General features: G+C 68.7%; 20 protein-coding genes and 1 riboswitch. Of the genes, 7 read left to right on the top strand and 13 right to left on the bottom strand.

From position 1 onward, the window contains the following. Positions 1 to 27 precede the first annotated feature (27 nt). The 3 genes from E0H73_RS38240 to E0H73_RS38230 are packed head-to-tail and all read right to left on the bottom strand — an operon-like array spanning position 28 to position 1,545. Positions 28 to 597 (bottom strand): histidine phosphatase family protein, encoded by a 570-nt coding sequence (locus tag E0H73_RS38240; RefSeq protein ID WP_131364923.1) that lies wholly within the window; start codon positions 595 to 597, stop codon positions 28 to 30. Further along, positions 594 to 1,343, bottom strand: a complete 750-nt coding sequence (locus E0H73_RS38235) for a CbtA family protein (protein WP_131364921.1) — start codon at positions 1,341 to 1,343, stop codon at positions 594 to 596. Before E0H73_RS38235 ends, E0H73_RS38240 begins: the two co-directional genes overlap by 4 nt. A 4-nt stretch (positions 1,344 to 1,347) precedes the next feature. Further along, on the bottom strand, positions 1,348 to 1,545 hold the full coding sequence (locus E0H73_RS38230; RefSeq protein WP_131364919.1) for a CbtB domain-containing protein: 198 nt from the start codon (positions 1,543 to 1,545) through the stop codon (positions 1,348 to 1,350). Between the two features lie 52 nt (positions 1,546 to 1,597). Next, positions 1,598 to 1,663, bottom strand: a riboswitch (cobalamin riboswitch). A gap of 137 nt (positions 1,664 to 1,800) precedes the next feature. Here E0H73_RS38230 and E0H73_RS38225 point away from each other — a divergent pair. Continuing rightward, positions 1,801 to 2,442 (top strand): LysE family translocator, encoded by a 642-nt coding sequence (locus E0H73_RS38225; protein ID WP_131364917.1) that lies wholly within the window; start codon positions 1,801 to 1,803, stop codon positions 2,440 to 2,442. On the opposite strand, the gene E0H73_RS38220 is transcribed toward E0H73_RS38225, so the two are convergent. From E0H73_RS38220 to E0H73_RS38210, 3 genes are read right to left on the bottom strand one after another with little or no spacing between them, the layout of a single operon-like run. Next, entirely contained in the window at positions 2,432 to 3,811 is a 1,380-nt protein-coding gene (locus tag E0H73_RS38220) for an MFS transporter (RefSeq protein ID WP_131364915.1), read from the bottom strand. The genes E0H73_RS38225 and E0H73_RS38220 overlap by 11 nt on opposite strands. Positions 3,812 to 3,858: 47 nt before the next feature. Next, complete coding sequence (locus E0H73_RS38215) at positions 3,859 to 4,227, bottom strand: DUF1304 domain-containing protein (RefSeq protein ID WP_131364913.1); 369 nt, start codon at positions 4,225 to 4,227, stop codon at positions 3,859 to 3,861. 20 nt (positions 4,228 to 4,247) lie between these two features. Continuing rightward, positions 4,248 to 5,150, bottom strand: a complete 903-nt coding sequence (locus E0H73_RS38210) for a phosphotriesterase family protein (protein WP_131364911.1) — start codon at positions 5,148 to 5,150, stop codon at positions 4,248 to 4,250. A gap of 63 nt (positions 5,151 to 5,213) precedes the next feature. Here E0H73_RS38210 and E0H73_RS38205 point away from each other — a divergent pair, with 63 nt between their 5' ends. After that, a complete protein-coding gene (locus E0H73_RS38205; protein ID WP_131364909.1) occupies positions 5,214 to 5,780 on the top strand; it encodes a CGNR zinc finger domain-containing protein in 567 nt (188 codons plus the stop codon). 98 nt (positions 5,781 to 5,878) lie between these two features. On the opposite strand, the gene E0H73_RS38200 is transcribed toward E0H73_RS38205, so the two are convergent. Further along, the gene (locus E0H73_RS38200) at positions 5,879 to 7,555 is read right to left on the bottom strand and encodes a DEAD/DEAH box helicase (protein WP_131364907.1); all 1,677 of its coding nucleotides are present in this window, start codon (positions 7,553 to 7,555) and stop codon (positions 5,879 to 5,881) included. A 245-nt stretch (positions 7,556 to 7,800) separates the two neighbouring features. Here E0H73_RS38200 and E0H73_RS38195 point away from each other — a divergent pair, with 245 nt between their 5' ends. Then, positions 7,801 to 8,307, top strand: coding sequence for a DinB family protein (locus E0H73_RS38195; RefSeq protein WP_131365037.1), 507 nt, complete (start codon positions 7,801 to 7,803; stop codon positions 8,305 to 8,307). On the opposite strand, the gene E0H73_RS38190 is transcribed toward E0H73_RS38195, so the two are convergent. From E0H73_RS38190 to E0H73_RS38180, 3 genes are read right to left on the bottom strand one after another with little or no spacing between them, the layout of a single operon-like run. Beyond that, a complete protein-coding gene (locus E0H73_RS38190) occupies positions 8,308 to 8,976 on the bottom strand; it encodes a TetR family transcriptional regulator (RefSeq protein ID WP_131364905.1) in 669 nt (222 codons plus the stop codon). It abuts the gene before it with no gap. Further along, positions 8,948 to 9,370 (bottom strand): thiol-disulfide oxidoreductase DCC family protein, encoded by a 423-nt coding sequence (locus E0H73_RS38185; RefSeq protein ID WP_131364903.1) that lies wholly within the window; start codon positions 9,368 to 9,370, stop codon positions 8,948 to 8,950. Before E0H73_RS38185 ends, E0H73_RS38190 begins: the two co-directional genes overlap by 29 nt. 2 nt (positions 9,371 to 9,372) lie before the next feature. Continuing rightward, positions 9,373 to 9,798: a hypothetical protein gene (locus tag E0H73_RS38180; RefSeq protein WP_202867761.1), complete on the bottom strand. Its 426-nt coding sequence runs from the start codon at positions 9,796 to 9,798 to the stop codon at positions 9,373 to 9,375. Between the two features lie 127 nt (positions 9,799 to 9,925). Between E0H73_RS38180 and E0H73_RS38175 the strand changes: the two genes are divergently transcribed. Further along, positions 9,926 to 10,291: a YybH family protein gene (locus E0H73_RS38175; RefSeq protein WP_131364898.1), complete on the top strand. Its 366-nt coding sequence runs from the start codon at positions 9,926 to 9,928 to the stop codon at positions 10,289 to 10,291. 144 nt (positions 10,292 to 10,435) lie between these two features. After that, positions 10,436 to 11,902, top strand: a complete 1,467-nt coding sequence (locus E0H73_RS38170) for an ankyrin repeat domain-containing protein (protein WP_131364896.1) — start codon at positions 10,436 to 10,438, stop codon at positions 11,900 to 11,902. On the opposite strand, the gene E0H73_RS38165 is transcribed toward E0H73_RS38170, so the two are convergent. Next, positions 11,868 to 12,980 (bottom strand): calcium:cation antiporter, encoded by a 1,113-nt coding sequence (locus E0H73_RS38165; RefSeq protein WP_131364894.1) that lies wholly within the window; start codon positions 12,978 to 12,980, stop codon positions 11,868 to 11,870. The two genes, E0H73_RS38170 and E0H73_RS38165, sit on opposite strands and share 35 nt — an antisense overlap. Positions 12,981 to 13,052: 72 nt before the next feature. Here E0H73_RS38165 and E0H73_RS38160 point away from each other — a divergent pair, with 72 nt between their 5' ends. After that, entirely contained in the window at positions 13,053 to 13,556 is a 504-nt protein-coding gene (locus tag E0H73_RS38160; RefSeq protein WP_131364892.1) for a GNAT family N-acetyltransferase, read from the top strand. 1 nt (position 13,557) lies between these two features. Here E0H73_RS38160 and E0H73_RS38155 read toward each other — a convergent pair whose 3' ends face one another. Further along, positions 13,558 to 14,142 carry a TetR/AcrR family transcriptional regulator gene (locus E0H73_RS38155; RefSeq protein WP_131364890.1) on the bottom strand — a complete coding sequence of 195 codons (585 nt, stop codon included), beginning with the start codon at positions 14,140 to 14,142 and terminating at the stop codon, positions 13,558 to 13,560. Positions 14,143 to 14,231: 89 nt separating this feature from the next. Then, positions 14,232 to 15,119: a LysR family transcriptional regulator ArgP gene (locus E0H73_RS38150; RefSeq protein WP_131364888.1), complete on the bottom strand. Its 888-nt coding sequence runs from the start codon at positions 15,117 to 15,119 to the stop codon at positions 14,232 to 14,234. 73 nt (positions 15,120 to 15,192) lie between these two features. On the opposite strand from E0H73_RS38150, the gene E0H73_RS38145 reads away from it, so the two are divergent. Next, the gene (locus tag E0H73_RS38145) at positions 15,193 to 15,789 is read left to right on the top strand and encodes a LysE/ArgO family amino acid transporter (RefSeq protein WP_131364886.1); all 597 of its coding nucleotides are present in this window, start codon (positions 15,193 to 15,195) and stop codon (positions 15,787 to 15,789) included. The last annotated feature ends 43 nt before the right edge of the window (positions 15,790 to 15,832 follow it).

Raw genomic sequence — 15,832 nt, 5'->3', positions numbered from 1 at the left:
TGGCGATGCCAGACAGCGATTCGCGCATCAGCCCAGGCCGAGGGACCAGGAGCCTTCGTGGAGGGAGAGGCGGACGTGGGCGAGGGGGCGGACGTCGACATGGCGGAGTGACTCGGCTGGGGCGTCGAGGACGTAGAGGACGGCTGCCCGCACCACCGACGGGTGGACGACGGCCAGGACGGTACGACGTTCGCCGTACTGCTCACCGAGATCGCCCAGCCAGTCGGCGACTCGGGTGAGTACGTCGTTCTCCGACTCGCCGCCTGGCGTGGCTGTGTGCGGACGCTCCAGCCACGCCGTGACCCGCTGTGGATCGGCTGCGAGCAACTCCTCGAGTCCGCGGCCGGACCAGTCGCCGTAGTCGCGGTCCCGCAGCGCCGGCTCGACGACCGGCGTCAGGCCGAGCGCCTCCGCGGTCCGTACGGCGGCCACCTCGGGACCAGCGAAGACCGCGTCGACCGCCAACTCGCGCGCGGCCTCGACGTTCAGCTCGTGGGCGGCGGTGAGGCCGGACGGGTCCGGGTCGGGGTTGCCGCCGAGGACGAGGCCACGGAGCGCGGGGGTCAGGGCGTGGGCGACCAGCGTCAATGCCGTCAAGCGGCTACCACCTTCTGTCGGGACAGCCGGTGATCCACTGCGGCGGCGTACCCGAATCCGAGTAGGAGCCACAGCGTCGCCTGCGTACCGAGTGAGGCGAACCGGAACTGCCACAGCAGCGTAGCGGGGAACGACCCCGGAACCTCGTTGATCGACGGCAGGATCTGGTACGCGATCACGATCGTGACGAGGAAGGCAACCACTCCACCGGCCAGCCGGGCGACGTCGCCGTACCGAGCGGCCCAGCGGGATGCCGCGACACCGGCCCAGACCGCGAGCAGTCCGATCACGAGCGTCAGCAAGTAGGTCACCGTACGGCGGGTGATCGTGTCCGGATCGCCGACCGCGGGTGGGTTCGGTGGATATTTGAGGAACGGGACCACCACGATCCCGACGAAGCCGGCAGCGGCCAGGCCGAGAGCGGCGTACGGATCACGTTCGGTCCGCAGCTTGCGCCGCAGCAACGTGAAGGCGACGGCGAAGATCCCGCCGAGCGCGATGCCGTACAGGGTGGTCGCGAGGAACAGCCCGGCCTTCTGGCCGTCGCGGCTGACGAGCGGTTCCTCTTCGGCGGCGGTCTCAGCACCGTCGCCATGGTCGTGGGTGTGCGCGGCACCGGCCTCTTCGATGGCGATCGCGGCGTCGACGTGCGGTTCGCCCGTCACGTACGCGAACGTTCCGGCCAGTAGGCCGGCGAAGAGTCCGATGATCAGTCCGCGCACCAGGAGCGATCCGAAGGTGCGCATCGGGTTAATGGCAGGGCACGCCGAGCAGGTGGCGACCGTCGTGCATCAACTCGTGCAGGTACATGCCCGAGTGCGACACCGCACCCTGATCGAACATGACGAGGTAGCCGAGCAGGAGCAGTACGCCGATGCTGAGCAGCGCGGCGGCGAGAAGCCGGGGTGAATAGGCCGGTACGGCGACCGAGCGGGCAGGAGCTGCCATCTGAACCTCCTGGGGAAGTGCGCGTCCCCTTCGAAAGGCTGCTGGTGCCCGAGCGTCCTGACTCACGAGCTGAGCTCGCTCACAGTGGCGCGGCCGTGCCGGACTCTCACCGGCTTCCCTCATGGCACCGCAGGTTGTCCCCCGAACCGTAGGCGCAGCCCGATACCGGGGTCAACGCAACACGGCGCGCCCGTGATTCATCCCACCCGGCGGATTCACGGTGCGGCGCGACCTTGTCGCATCTACTCTGAGCAGATGCCGTCAGTTCACCACCTGGTCGCGTTCGCGATCACCGCGTTCATCATCATCGTCGTCCCCGGTCCGAGCGTGCTGTTCATCGTCGGCCGGGCGCTCGCGGTCGGCCGCCGGGAAGCGGTGCTGACCATGGTCGGCAACACCATCGGCGCCGCCGTGATGCTGGTCGCGGTCGCCCTCGGGCTCGGGACGCTGATCGCCGCCAGTGCGATCGCCCTGACCGTGGTGAAGCTCGCGGGCGCGGCGTACCTGATCTATCTCGGGGTGCACGCCTTCCGCACCCGCACGTCGCTGGTCGAGGCGATGACCAGCGGGGTCAAGCCGGGCAACAGCCGACGGACCATGCGTCAGGGCTTCCTGGTCGGGGTCACCAACGCCAAGACCGCGGTCTTCTTCGCCGCCGCGCTGCCGCAGTTCGTCGACAAGGGCGCGACCAGCCCGGCTTGGGTTCAGATCCTCGTCCTCGGCCTGGTGTTCATCCTGATCGCGCTCTGCTCGGACAGCGTCTGGGCCGTGGTGGCCGGCACGGCGCGCGAGTGGTTCGCCCGCTCGCCGCGCCGGCTCGAACTGGTCGGCGGCACCGGCGGTCTGATGATCATCGGCCTCGGCGCCAGCATCGCGGTGACCGGCTCTAAGGAGTAGCGGTACGCCGGCCCGCCACGACACCGAGCAGCGCAAGCACCGCGGGCAGACCGAAGGCAACCAGGTACGCCGTCAGTGCGGAATGCGGCTCGAGGGCGGCGAAGAGCGAACCGCCGATCGCCAGGATCGTTGCCGTGGCCAACGAGTCGCTCAGCTGCGCGGCCGAGCTGTTGGCGCCCTGCTCTTCGCATTCGGAGTAGTCCAGCACGAGCACGGACAGCGTCGGGAAGACCGTGCCCATACCGAGTCCGGTGAGGCTCCAGCCAAGGATGCCGACGACGACCGGCACGCTGTCGTTCAGGGTCAGCGTGGCGGTGACGATGCCGAGCACGATCGCGACCATGCCGGCTTGCAGGAAGACCGAGTGCGAGAACGGCTGGTTCGGACGGCCGCGGTACCACGAGGCCGCGGTCCAGCTGAGTGCGCTGACGGTCAGCACCAGACCGGCGACAGCCGGAGACAGGCCACGCTCACGGGTGAGCATCAGCGGCAGGAAGACCTCGGCACCGAAGCCGGACGCCGCGACCAATCCGCGGAGCGCGACCACCGACGGCAGACCGCGGCCGAAGATGAACGTTCCACGCGGCAGGAGCTTCGGCGAGAAGGCGACCACGCCGCCGAGCCCGACGGCGAGCAATGCGAGCTGGAGTACGCCGTGCTGCTGACCGCCGTAGTGGAGCAGACCGACGCCGACCGCAGCCGCGACCGCCCACAGCGCACGCTTGTCCCACAGGCGTCCCGGAAGCGGTTCGTGCGTGCTGCCCCTGAGCCCGGGCCGCATCACCAGCACTGCCGGGATCGCGAGAGCCGGTACGGCGAGGAAGACGATGCGCCAACTGGCGTTCTCGACGATCAGGCCCGCGATCGCCGGGCCGACCAGCGAGGGGACGACCCAGCCGGTCGCGAAGGCGGCGAAGATGCGCGGCCGCAGCCGGGCCGGGTACAGCTGCCCGACGACGACGTACAGGGCAACTGTGAGCAGACCGGACCCGAAGCCCTGGATGATCCGGCCCACGACCAGGACCTCCATCGTCGGAGCCAGGCCCGCGATGATCAGACCGGCCAGGAACCAGGCGGTCCCGTGCCAGAGCGGGCGCGTCGGGCCCTTGAGGTCACTCCAGGTGCCAGAGACGACCATTGCAATCACGCCGGAGGCGAGAGGTCCGCCGAAGGCGAGTGCGTACAGACTGAGCCCATCGAGCGCCTGCGCGACGGTCGGCATCGCGGTCGTGACGGCGAGCGACTCGAACGCGACCAGGGTGATCAACGCGACCATCCCGACCGTCAGCGCGCGGTACTGCGGCGAGAGAACGCCGCCGGACGGAGTCGGAGGGCCCTGGTCGACCGTGGGCTCGGCTGTAATGGTCATGCCAAGCACCATCGGACCTCAAGGGCCCTTTAAGTCAACCCCGGATCTCAGAGAACTGCTGCGAGCACGAGTGCGATGATCGGTGGGACGGCCTGAGTGGCCGCGGCGCGGACCATCCGGCGGTCGGAGGCAACCAGGACGAGACCGGCTCCGGCCATACACCCACAGCTGAACAGCGCGACCGCATGACCCTCGTCGCCGCCCCAGATCAGGCCGCCGAGGGCACCGACCGCCAGGAACAGGTTGTAGAAGCCCTGGTTGAAGGCCCACGGCCGCGCGGCGGCCGCCTCGGCCTCGTCCTTGATCAGGAACCGCCGGTACGTGCTCGGCTTGCGGAACAACAGGCTCTCCAGGGCGAACACCGCGACATGGAAGAGGCCGGCCACCACGACGAACACCTGCGCGATCACGTTCATGGCGAAAACGTACTGGGTTCTCAGGCGCTCCAGTCGAAGGCGCGAGCAGGGTTGGAGGTGAACACTGCATCTGCCACCGCGGTACCGAGCCGCCGCTCGATCCGCGGCCGGAGATGGGTCAGCAGGTACGGCATACCGGGCCCCTCACCGGTCGCACCCCGCGCACGAGCGGTCGTCGTGTCGCCGCCGAGCAGCAGGCGGTCGGCGTACCCGGCGTCGGCGAGCGCGGCCAGGCAGTCGATCAGCCACGGGTCGGTCGCGTGATTCGCCCGCGACGGCCCGTCGAACGCCAGCCAGGCACCTCGCTCGGCCAACTCGAGATGCCCTCGATGGTCGGGGAAGCGGTTCAGGTGCCCGAGGATGACACTGGCCGGCGGTACGGCGAGTTCGTCGACCAGCAGCTCGAGTACGGCGTCCGCGGCGGTCCCGAGTTCATGATGGACCGCGATCGGTGCGCCGGTCGCGTGATGTGCCTCGGCGGCGGCCCGCATCACCCAGTGGGCATGGGAATCCAGCACATGGTAGCCGCCGGCAACCTTGATCAGCCCGGCGCGAACCTGACTGTTGCCGATGCCAACGGTCAGCTCGGCGTGGAAGATCTCGGCCAGCTTCGGGCGGACCTGGTCGACGAAGCCGTCCGGGTACAGCTCGGCGCGGTGCAGTCCGGTCGCGGCGATCAGCGAAACGGCTGTGGTGGTTGAGATTCCGGGCAATGCGTCAGCTCGGCGTCCTAGCCCATGCGGGGTCCATTGCACCATCGCTTGACCCCCTGCTGCGGCGAAGGCTCGTGTCTCGGCGAGTGCTGCGTCCACGTCATTCAACTCTTGCCCGGCTAGGAACGGCGTACTGAAGAACAGGTGGTCGTGCGAGTCGGTGACACCGAGTTGGTCCGGCCGGATATCACCGGTGACGGTGCGGATCACTGCGTCCTCCTTGTAACGGTTGAGCCGTTACCAACGTAACGGGCGAGGCGTTACGATGTCCAGGTGGTTGATCGGTTGGAGTTTCGGCTGGATCTGGGCGCGACGTGGTTGAACCTGCTTGCCACGCGCGGAACGCACTTCGGGGAGAACCCGGTGGAGCGGGTGCCGACGGTCGAGCGGTTCGTGGAATGGCTCGACCTGGTGGAGCTGCGGCCGGTGCGGAAGGTGACGTCGGCGGACCTGGCGCGGGCCTGGGAGTTGCGGGAGATCCTGCGACCGATCGCGCTCGCGACGGTGGACGGCGTACCGCCTGATGCGGCGGCGGTGGAGGCGCTCGCGACGTTTCTCGAGGGTGACTCGCCCGTGCTGACCGTGACTGATCGGCTGGAGCGCTCGCGTCCGCGGACGACCGCGGAGGCGCTGGCGCGCATCGCTCGTCAGGCTGTAGATCAGCTGACCGGTCCCGAGCGGGTCTTCCTCTCCGCGTGTCCCGAACACGACTGTCGAGGCGTGTTCACCGACCCCACCGGCCGACGCCGCTGGTGCCCCAACCCCACCTGCGCCACCCGAGGCCGGGTCCGAGCCCACCGAGCCCGCAAACAAGCAGAAACCGCCGGCCAGGCTGACTGAAGTCAGCCCAACCGACGGTTGCCCACAGCAACTTCAAGAACTCCGGCAGAGGACGATCGCGCATCCCCGGCCGACGCTGCCGACGGCCGGGGATGCGATCAGCGGCTTCGGCGGGAGGCTCGGGTGCCGGCGGAGAAGGCGGCTGCTCCGCCTGACCGTGAGGTCGAGCCGGCGGACCGCGAGTTGGAACCGGCCGTGCCGGCCGCGGGAGCCGAGCGCTTGCCGGAACCCGAGGAGCCTGTGCCGCCCGGGCGGTTTGCACCGGGCGCCTGTGCGCCCCGAGCGCCACGCCGGCGGCGACCACCACGACCACCCGCACCACCACGACCACCCGCACCACCACGACCGCTCGCACCGCGGCTGGCGGAGCCGGACTCCGCCGAACCTCGGCCGCTGGACGAACGGCCCGGCGCGGCTCCGGCTGCTGCGAGCTGGGGAGCGACGAAGGTGCGCTCGCCCGGTGCCAGCTCGGAGAGCAGTGGGTCGCCGGTGGTGAGTTTGGTGATGGTCGGCGCGATGCCGGCCTTGCGGGTCAGGTCCCGAACGTCGCGGACCTGGGCGTCGGTCATCAGCGTGACGACCGTGCCCTCGGCGCCGGCGCGGGCAGTCCGGCCGGAGCGGTGCAGGTACGCCTTGTGCTCGATCGGCGGGTCCGCGTGGATCACCAGCGCGACGTCGTCGACGTGGATTCCACGCGCCGCGATGTCGGTGGCGACGAGCGTCTTCGCCGTACCCTCCGAGAAGGCCTCGAGGTTCCGGGTGCGGGCGCCCTGCGACAGGTTGCCGTGCAGTTCGACCGCCGGTACGCCCTGCGCGATCAGCTTCTTGGTGAGTGACTTCGCGCCGTACTTCGTCCTGGTGAAGACCAGCGAGCGTCCGGGCGCAGCGGTCAGGTCGACGAGCACGGGGAGCCGGGTGTCGGGGTGAACGTGCAGCACGTGGTGGGTCATCTTCGAGACCGGCGACTGCGCCGAGTCCACGCTGTGCGTGATCGGATCGGTCATGAACCGCTGCACGAGTACGTCGACGCCCGCGTCCAGCGTGGCCGAGAACAGCAGCCGCTGTGCGCCGGTCGGGGTCGCCTCGAGGATCCGCCGTACTGCGGGCAGGAAGCCGAGGTCCGCCATATGGTCAGCCTCGTCGAGCACGGTGATCTCGACCGCGTCGAGCTTCACATGCCCGGCCTGAAGGTGGTCCTCGAGCCGTCCCGGGCAGGCGACGACGATGTCGGCGCCCTTGCGCAGTCCGGTGATCTGCGGACCGTGCCCGACGCCACCGAAGATGGTCATCGTGCGCAGGTCGAGCGCGTCGGTCAGTGGCGTGATGGACGCCTGGATCTGGGTGGCCAGCTCACGCGTCGGCGCCAGGATCAGCGCGCGCGGGTGATTCGGGCGCCGCTTGGTCCGGCTGGCGGCCAACCGGGCCAGCACGGGCAGCACGAAGGCGTAGGTCTTGCCGGATCCGGTCCGGCCGCGGCCGAGAACGTCCTTGCCGGCCAGGGCATCCGGCAGCGTCGCCGCCTGGATCGGGAAGGGCTTGGTCACCCCGGCCGCCGCGAGCGCGGCCACCAGGGACGCCGGTACGCCGAGGTCCGCGAACGTCAAGTTGTCCGGGACAACTACTTCCGCGACCTGTTCGTAGGCCTCCCGCGTGACGGCCTTGTTGCTCTGAGCAACCTTCGGCCGCGGGGTGCCGTCGGAACGGCGACGCCGGCGGGGGCGGGAGGTGGAGGGGGTTTGGGCAGACTGCGTTGATGTCGGGCGGCGGGCCGCCATGTAGTACTCCAGAAAGTCGGGGGGTCGTCCTGCCCGGCGCGGCCGTTCATCGGCCGCGGCGCGTGGTGGTCGACTGCGTGTCCCGTGAGTTACAGCGCGTACGGGACACGAGCGCGCTCTGTCACAGGCGCTCCGGCCCGAGGCAGAACTGGGCGGGCCGTCACCGACAGTCTACGTCACGCAGGGTCCGCGCCGCGCCGGTTTGTTCACAGGACGCTCGTCACACGGCTAGGTTCTGCACCGTGATGACTGAGAACCGGGTGGATCCGCCGACCGCCGGCGGCGAACGTGAGCTTCTGCAGGGATTCCTGGACTTCCACCGCGGCACGCTGCTGTGGAAGGTGTCCGGACTGACCGGGGAGCAGTTGGTCCAGCGCAGTGTGGATCCGTCCAGCCTGTCGCTGATCGGGCTGATCCGGCACCTGAGCGAGGTCGAGAAGTACTGGTTCCACCGGGCCCTCGCCCAGCTCCCGGCGCCACCGAAGTACTGGACCGCGGAGCATCCGGACGGCGACTTCGACCTGGCCGACGCGGCCCGGGCCGAGCACGATCTCGCGGAGTTCCGGGAGATCGTCAGGGCGTCCGGCGAGATCGCCGCCGGCCACACCCTGGACGACACGTTCCTGCGCCCGGGCCACGAGGGCGAGTACTCCGTCCGCTACCTCTACATCCACATGATCGAGGAGTACGCCCGCCACAACGGCCACGCCGACCTGCTCCGGGAACGCATCGACGGCCTGACCGGCGAATAGTCAGGCCTTGATCGATCTGATCAGACCGACCAGATCATTGGTCACGCCCCGGACGCCCGGGATGCGGGTCAGCCGGAGCAGCCGGTCGACCAGCGGGACGGACCGATCGATCAATGCCTTGGTACGACGCAGGTCCTTGCTGTCGTCGTGCACCCAGAACAGCACGATCCCCATCTGCATCAGCCACAGCAGCTCGGGCAGCTCCGCCTTCAGGTCGGCAGGCAGTTTGAGGTCCGAGCCCTCGACGACCCGGCGGAACAGCTCGACGCTCGCCTCCCGCGCCGGCCGCGACTGATCGCTGAACGGCGACAGCGGGCTCTTCGGTTCCGCCGCCGTCCTGAAGAACGTACCCGCGAACTCGTGGTACGGCGCCGACACCTCGAGCCAGGCCCGCAGTACGCCGGTCAGCCGCGGGACGAAGGCCTTCTCCGTCGCCAGGACCGACTCGACCGCCTCCACGTGCTGCACCTGCAGGTGGTCGTAGTACGCCTGCATCAGATGTTCTTTGGAGCCGTAGTAGTAGTACGCATTGCCGACCGAGACGCCCGCCTCGGTGGCGATCGCCCGCATCGTCGTCTTGCCGTACCCCTGCTCGCGGAACAGCCGCAGCGCGGTGGACAGGATCAGCTCCCGGGTCTGCTCACCCTTGGTGGTCGCACTTTCCGTCACATCGGTCAGCGTAGTCACCTCCCTCGCGCACACTCGCCCAGCTCCGCAGCCCGGCGGCTGCCTGGACGATCGCCCGCGCCACCGGCCGCATCGCCGGACTGGCCAGCCGTACGGCGGTGTGGCGGTGCTCCCACGTGGACCACAGGCACATGATCCACGCCCGGTCGCCGACGTACACGGACCCGTCGTCGGCGACCACTGTCACCTCGCGCAGCGTGGCCGCGTGGTCCAGCGCAGGGTAGAGCGCCCGCGCGTTCGCCGACCCCGCCGCGACGAACCGCAGGCGCACCACCCCTCCCCTCCCGTTGGACGCCGGCCGCTGGGCCGCCAGCCATTCCTTGAACCGGCGGCACAGACCGCAGTGGGCGTCGTACAGGACAGTGAGCTCGTGCATGGTCAGTAGCCGTAGTGGGCCGGCGTCTTGGCCAGCGCTTCGGCCGGGAGTACGTCGTTCGGCGGAACCGGCGGGTTGGTCATGGTCTCGAGCTGGCTGCGGCGGCGGATCATGTTGAAGATCCAGACGTTGATCAGATGCAGCACGCCGAGCACCAGCATCACGATGCCGAGCTTCACGCTCAGCTGCTCGAACACCCCGCGAGCGTCGACGACGACCTTGTCGGCGCGCAGGAACAGCGTCACGAACCCCAGGTTGACCAGGTAGAACCCGGCGACCAGCAGCCGGTTCACAGCGTCGGCGAAGTCCTCGTTGCCGTGGAACACGTCGATCAGGAAGATCCGCCCGTTGTGGCTCAGCGTCCGGGCCACCCAGATCGTCAGCGGCACCGAGACCAGCAGATAGATCAGGTACGTCGTCACGGTCATGCTCACCACGTCCTCACAAACTGAACACGTTCAAATTTGGTCACGCACCGAGCGTACGACCGATTTTTGAACATGTTCAAGTGGGCGATGACGTGAGCTGGGTCTCGCGCTGCGGCAGGATGTCCGCATGACGAGGATCCGGGAGAAGGACCTCGACCGGTGGGTCGCGAAGTACCGGAAGGCCTGGGAGTCGAACGATCCGGGTCACATCGCGGCGCTCTGGACCGAGGACGCGACCTGGTACCGCCGGCCGGACGACGAGCCAGTGGTCGGCCGGGATGCGATCGTCGCGGCCTGGCTGGAGGTTGCCGACGCACCGGGTGAGACGAGGTTCGAGTACGAGGTGCTCGGGTTCGGCGACGGTGTCGGGTTCGTCCGCGGCTGGACGACGTACCAGACCCAGCCGCCGAGCGAGTTCAGCAACCTGTGGGTGATCCGCCTCGCCCGCGACCGCGCGCACGAGTTCACCGAGTGGTGGATGGAAAAGCCTTGATGGGTTACCGTGCCGGTAGGCACTCAGGGTGCCACCGGTCCGCGGGAAGGGCTCAGCCCACCTGATCACGGAGTTGTGTGGTTGTTGTTCACCTCCTTTCTCGCCTGACGACGCGGACAGCAGGCTCGTAGAGAGGAGGTCGCGATGCCGACCCGGAATCTCCCGAACGACCCGCACCTGGACCACCTGCGCAAGCAGGCCAAGACTCTGCTCAAGCAGGTCCGTGCCGGGGACGACGAGGCCGTCGCCCTGGCCGACGAGTTCCATCCCGTGCAGTCGCTGGCCGACGCGCAACTGGTGATCGCCCGCAGCTACGGCTTCCCCAGCTGGCCGCGCATCGTCCGGCATCTGGAGCTGGTCGACCAGTACAGCCGCTCCCCGCACCGCCAGTCGATCGGTGGTCCGCTCGACACCCCGGAGCAACGCGCCGAGGAGTTCTTGCGGCTCGCGACACTGCATTATGGGCAGGACGATCCGGCCCGGCAGCGGTCCGCAGAGCAGTTGCTCGAACAGTTCCCAGAGGTTGCTCGGAGCAACATCTACACGATGGCGGTGGCCGGCGAGCTGGACGGCATACGCGAGGTCCTTGCGGCAGATCCCTGGCAGGCAAGGGAAGAAGGCGGTCCTTACCGCTGGCAACCGTTGTTGTACATCACTTACGGGCGGCTCGACGTACCGCATCAGGTGGAGATCGCGCGGCTGTTCCTCGAACACGGCGCCGACCCGAACGCGGGCTATCTGTGGCAGGGCATGCCGTCACCGTTCACCGCGTTGACCGGGGCGTTCGGTCGTGGCGAAGGCGATCAGCCACCGCATCGCAACCGGGTCGAGCTCGCCCGGTTGCTGCTGGACGCCGGAGCCGATCCGAACGACAGCCAGACCATGTACAACTGCGGTCCCGGCTGCCCTCCGCCGTACGACGATGTGCACCTGGAACTCCTGCTCGAGTACGGACTGGGCAAGGGCGACGGCGGTCCGTGGCACCAGCGGATGACGACCGCCCACCCGACACCGCAGCAACTCCTGGAGGACGAGCTCGTCTTCGCGGCGTCGACAGGCCTGCTGCACCGGGCCGAACTGGTGCTTGCCCAAGGCATCGATCCGGAGGGGCGCGGCACCGAGCATCCGGGCTTCTGTGGGCATCGCGCCTACGAGTTCGCCGCCATCCAGGGACACACCGAGATCGCGGAGCTGCTGCGGGCTCGCGGTGCGGCGCCGCTGGACGACGTACACGAGGTCTTCGCAGCAGTCATGCGGGGAGAGACCCCGGACGTCAGTCCCGAGCTGGTCGCGCGAGCCATCGCGCGCAACCCGTACCTTCCCATCCGGGCCGCCGAGATCGGCCGGACCGAAGCCCTGGAGCCGTTGCAGAACCTGGGCTTCGACCTCAGCGTGATGGCGGGATCCGCGCCGATCCACCAGGCGGCGATCAGCGGTCACCTCGAGACCGTGAAGAAGCTGATCGAGCTCGGGAGCGATCCGGAGCTGCGCGATCCGTCCTACAACGGCAACGCACTGGGCTGGGCCGAGCACAGCTGGGCGGACGACGATCGCAAGCAGGCGGTGATCGACTACCTCAAGGGCTTACGGCAAGGAACAGGAACGCGCTGAACACCATCAGGTGCACGGCGCCCTGAAGCAGGGTCGCCCGACCGGTGGCGAGGGTGAGGATGCTGGTCACGACGGTCAGCGCGAACAGCACCATCTCCTTGGCCCCCAGGCCGAGCACCAGCGGCCCGTCCAGCCAGATCGACGCGACCGCGATGGCCGGGATGGTCAGGCCGATGCTGGCGAGTGCCGAGCCGAGGGCCAGGTTGACGCTGGTCTGGAGACGGTTCCGCAGTGCGGCGCGTACTGCGGCAACCGTCTCCGGCAGCAGCACCAGCAGCGCGATGACAACACCGACCACGCCCAGCGGTGCACCGGCCGACTCCACTGCTGACTCGAGCCGTGGCGAGACCGTCTTGGCGAGGCCGACGACCGAGATCAGGCAGACGAACAACAGGCCGAGGCTGAGTAGCGCGGTCTTGGAACTCGGCGCGGCCGCATGCGCCTCCTCGCCCTCCTCGTCCTCGCCTTCGGCCTCCGCGTCGGGGACGGGAAGGAAGTAGTCCCGGTGCCGGATCGTCTGGACGAAGACGAAAACGCCGTACATCACGAGTGACGCAACACCGGCGAACGCGAGCTGAGCCGTGCTGAACTGCGGGCCCGGCGCGCTGGTCGTGAACGTCGGCAGCACCAGGCTCAGCGTCACCAGCGCGGTCATCACCGCGAGCACACCGGTCGACGCACGGACGCGGAAGTCCTGGACGTGATGGCGTAACGAGCCGACAACGAGTGACAGGCCGAGGATGCCGTTGCAGGTGATCATCACCGCGGCGAACACGGTGTCCCGCGCCAGCGACGCGGCCTTGTCGCCGCCGGACGCCATCAGCGTCACGATCAGTGCGACCTCGATGACTGTCACCGCGAGCGCGAGGATCAATGTGCCGAACGGTTCACCGACGCGATGCGCGACCACTTCGGCGTGGTGGACGGCCGCGATCACCGCCGCGCCGAGACCGGCGCAGACCAGGATCAGCAGGATGGTGCCCAGATCACGACCCCAGGACAGGACCAGGACGACGAGAGCGAGTGGGGGCACGGCCAGACTCCAGCGCGGCAGCCCTTGGACCACGGTGTTTGTCATCCCCGAGAAGTCTATGGCGTACGGCGATATCCGGTTGGCATCCGCCGCCCGACGGGTGATGCTTCTCGCACCATGACAGTGCAGATCAGGACCGCGACCGACGCCGACTGGCCGGCCATCTGGCCGTTCTTCCACGAGATCGTCACCGCGCGTGAGACGTACGCGTACGACCCGGAGCTGACCGAGGAGCAGGCGCGCCCGCTCTGGATGTCACCGTCGAGCGCCGCGCGCAGCCGGACCACGGTCGCGGTCGATGCCGACGGCACCGTTCTGGGCACTGCCAACATGTACCCGAACCGCCCGGGTCCGGGATCGCATGTCGCCAGCGCGAGCTTCATGGTCGACTCGGCGGCCCGGGGCGAGGGCGTCGGCCGGCTGCTCGGTCAGGACATGATCGACTGGGCTGCCCGGGAAGGGTTCCGGTCCATCCAGTTCAACGCGGTGGTGGAAACCAACGAGTCCGCCGTACATCTGTGGCAGGCGCTCGGCTTCAGCATCATCGGCACGGTGCCGGAGGCCTTCGACCACCCCAAGCACGGGTACGTCGGCCTGCACGTGATGCACCGCCCGCTGTAGCTCAGCCGTCCAGTCGATCCGCGACGAGCCGGATCGACCGCGCGAGCTCCTGACCCGTGGGAGCGCTGTCCGCGTCGAACAGGTGCAGCGCGACCACGCCTAGCATCAGTGCTTGCATGAATGATCCGACGGCCTGAGCCGTCTCCGGGTCGCTGTCGGCGTCGATCGTCCCGAACAGCTGCGCCAGACCTTCGCGCGCCTCGCCCTGCATCTTGGACAGCTCGGCCACCAACTCGGGCTGGCTCGCGCCGAGGCTGAGGATCTCGAACTGGGTTGTCCACAACGCTCGCAGCCGAGGGTTCGACAGGCTCTCGACGACCTGGCGCCAGGTCGCGACGAATCGCTCCCGTGAACCGCCGCCGGCCTCCCGGGCCGCCATCGCACCGCCCACCTCGGCGGCCCATTCCCCGATCAGCGCCTCGCGCATCGCCTCGTTGAGCAGCGCTTCTTTCGAGCCGAAGTGGTACCCGATCGCCGCCAGGCTGACGCCGGCCGCGGTCGCGATGTCGCGCGCGGTGGTCCGGCTGTAGCCCTTCTCCAGCAGGCAGGTCTTCGCGCCCTCGATCAGCGCCTCCCGGTTACCCATGCTCGCCACCCTAGCACGCACGTCTCATACAAATGTCTTGTACAAACGTCTAAGACCGCCGTACAGTCATCGCGGGAACGCGATCGAGGTCACGACGTACGAAGACCTGCCGCAGCGGCCCGCAGCACCGCGGCTGTGAGCGCGTCCAGGATGGGCGACTCCAGCTTCCAGTGCTGCCAGTACAACGGCACGTCGATGTATTTGCCGGGGGCAACGTCCACCAGGCGGCCGGCGGCCAGCTCGGGCTCGGCGATCTCGTCCTCGATCATGCCCCAGCCGAGGCCGATCCGGACCGCTTGGTGGAAGGCGCCGGGAGCCGGGACCGCGTGCGTCGGCGGGTCCATCCGGCGCCGGGTCACCTTGCGAATCAGCCGGTGCTGCAGGACGTCCTTGGCGTTGAAGATCACCATCGGTGCCTCGGCGAGCGCGTCCGCGAGTGGCCTGCCGGCCAGCCAGCGCTCGGCGTACTCGGGGGTGGCGACCGGCAGGTATCGCATCTTGCCGAGCGGTACGACGCGGCAGCCCTGGACCGGCCGCGGATCGGCGGTCACCGCGGCCAGGACCGTACCGTTGCGGAGGAATTCGGCCGAGTGTTCCTCGTCCTCCTGGTGGACCAGGAACCTGGCGTCGAGGCTCTGGGACAGGTCGAGCATCGCCGGCAGGAACCAGTTGTTCAGCGAGTCCGCGTTCACCGCGATCGGCAGCCGGAGCGCCTCGACCGTGCCGCGGACCGCGACGATCGCCTCCAATTCGAGCAGCGAGACCTGCCGCGCGAGCCGGAGCAGCGCCTCACCGGCCGCGGTCGGACGCGCCGGCTTACCGCGCATCACGACGACCTGACCGAGCCGGCTCTCCAAGGCCTTGATTCGCTGACTGACCGCGGATGGCGTGACGCGCAGACGCCGCGCCGCCGCGTCGAAACTGCCCTCGTCGAGGACGGCTGCGAACGTCTCGAGCTGCGCGGAGTCGAACTGCATGATGAAGCAATCCTAATGCTGCTTCAGAATCTTTAGCTGGTTTGTCCGCACATCCGCTGCCTACCGTCGAGGTATGCCCCTCCTCGCCGGCTTTGCCACGTCCTTGTCGCTGATCGTCGCGATCGGCGCCCAGAACGCCTTCGTGCTGCGCCAGGGCCTGCGCCGTGAGCACGTCCTGCCGGTGGTCCTCACCTGCGCGTTGTCCGACGCGCTCCTCATCTCCGGCGGTATCGCGGGCCTCGGCGCCCTACTTACCCAGAGTCAGTTGGCCCTCGATGCGGCGAAGTACGGCGGCGCCGCCTTCCTCTACCTGTACGCCGCCTTCGCCCTGAAGCGAGCCTTCAACCCCGGCTCCATCAGCCCTGCCGATCACGCGCCCACCGCGCTGCGCAGTGTCGTACTGACCTGCCTCGCCTTCACCTACCTCAACCCCCACGTCTATCTCGACACCGTCGTCCTGCTCGGCTCCCTCGCCAACCAGCGCGGCGCCGACGGCCGCTGGTTCTACGGGCTCGGCGCCGTCGCCGCCAGCTTCACTTGGTTCTTCTCGCTCGGCTTCTTCTCCCGCACTCTCACCCCGGTCTTCTCGCGCCCCCGAGCCTGGCGGTACCTCGACACCGGCATCGCCTTCCTGATGGCAACCCTCGCCACGTGGCTCCTCCTGCCCTGAGCACGCAACCCTTCCCGGCGCGCACCCCGTAGTTACAGGGGGA

The organism is Kribbella pittospori (assembly GCF_004331465.1).
Classification (GTDB): Bacteria; Actinomycetota; Actinomycetes; order Propionibacteriales; family Kribbellaceae; genus Kribbella; species Kribbella pittospori.
The sequence above is the reverse complement of the archived record's forward strand: the minus strand, read 5'-3'. Positions and strand labels throughout refer to the sequence as shown.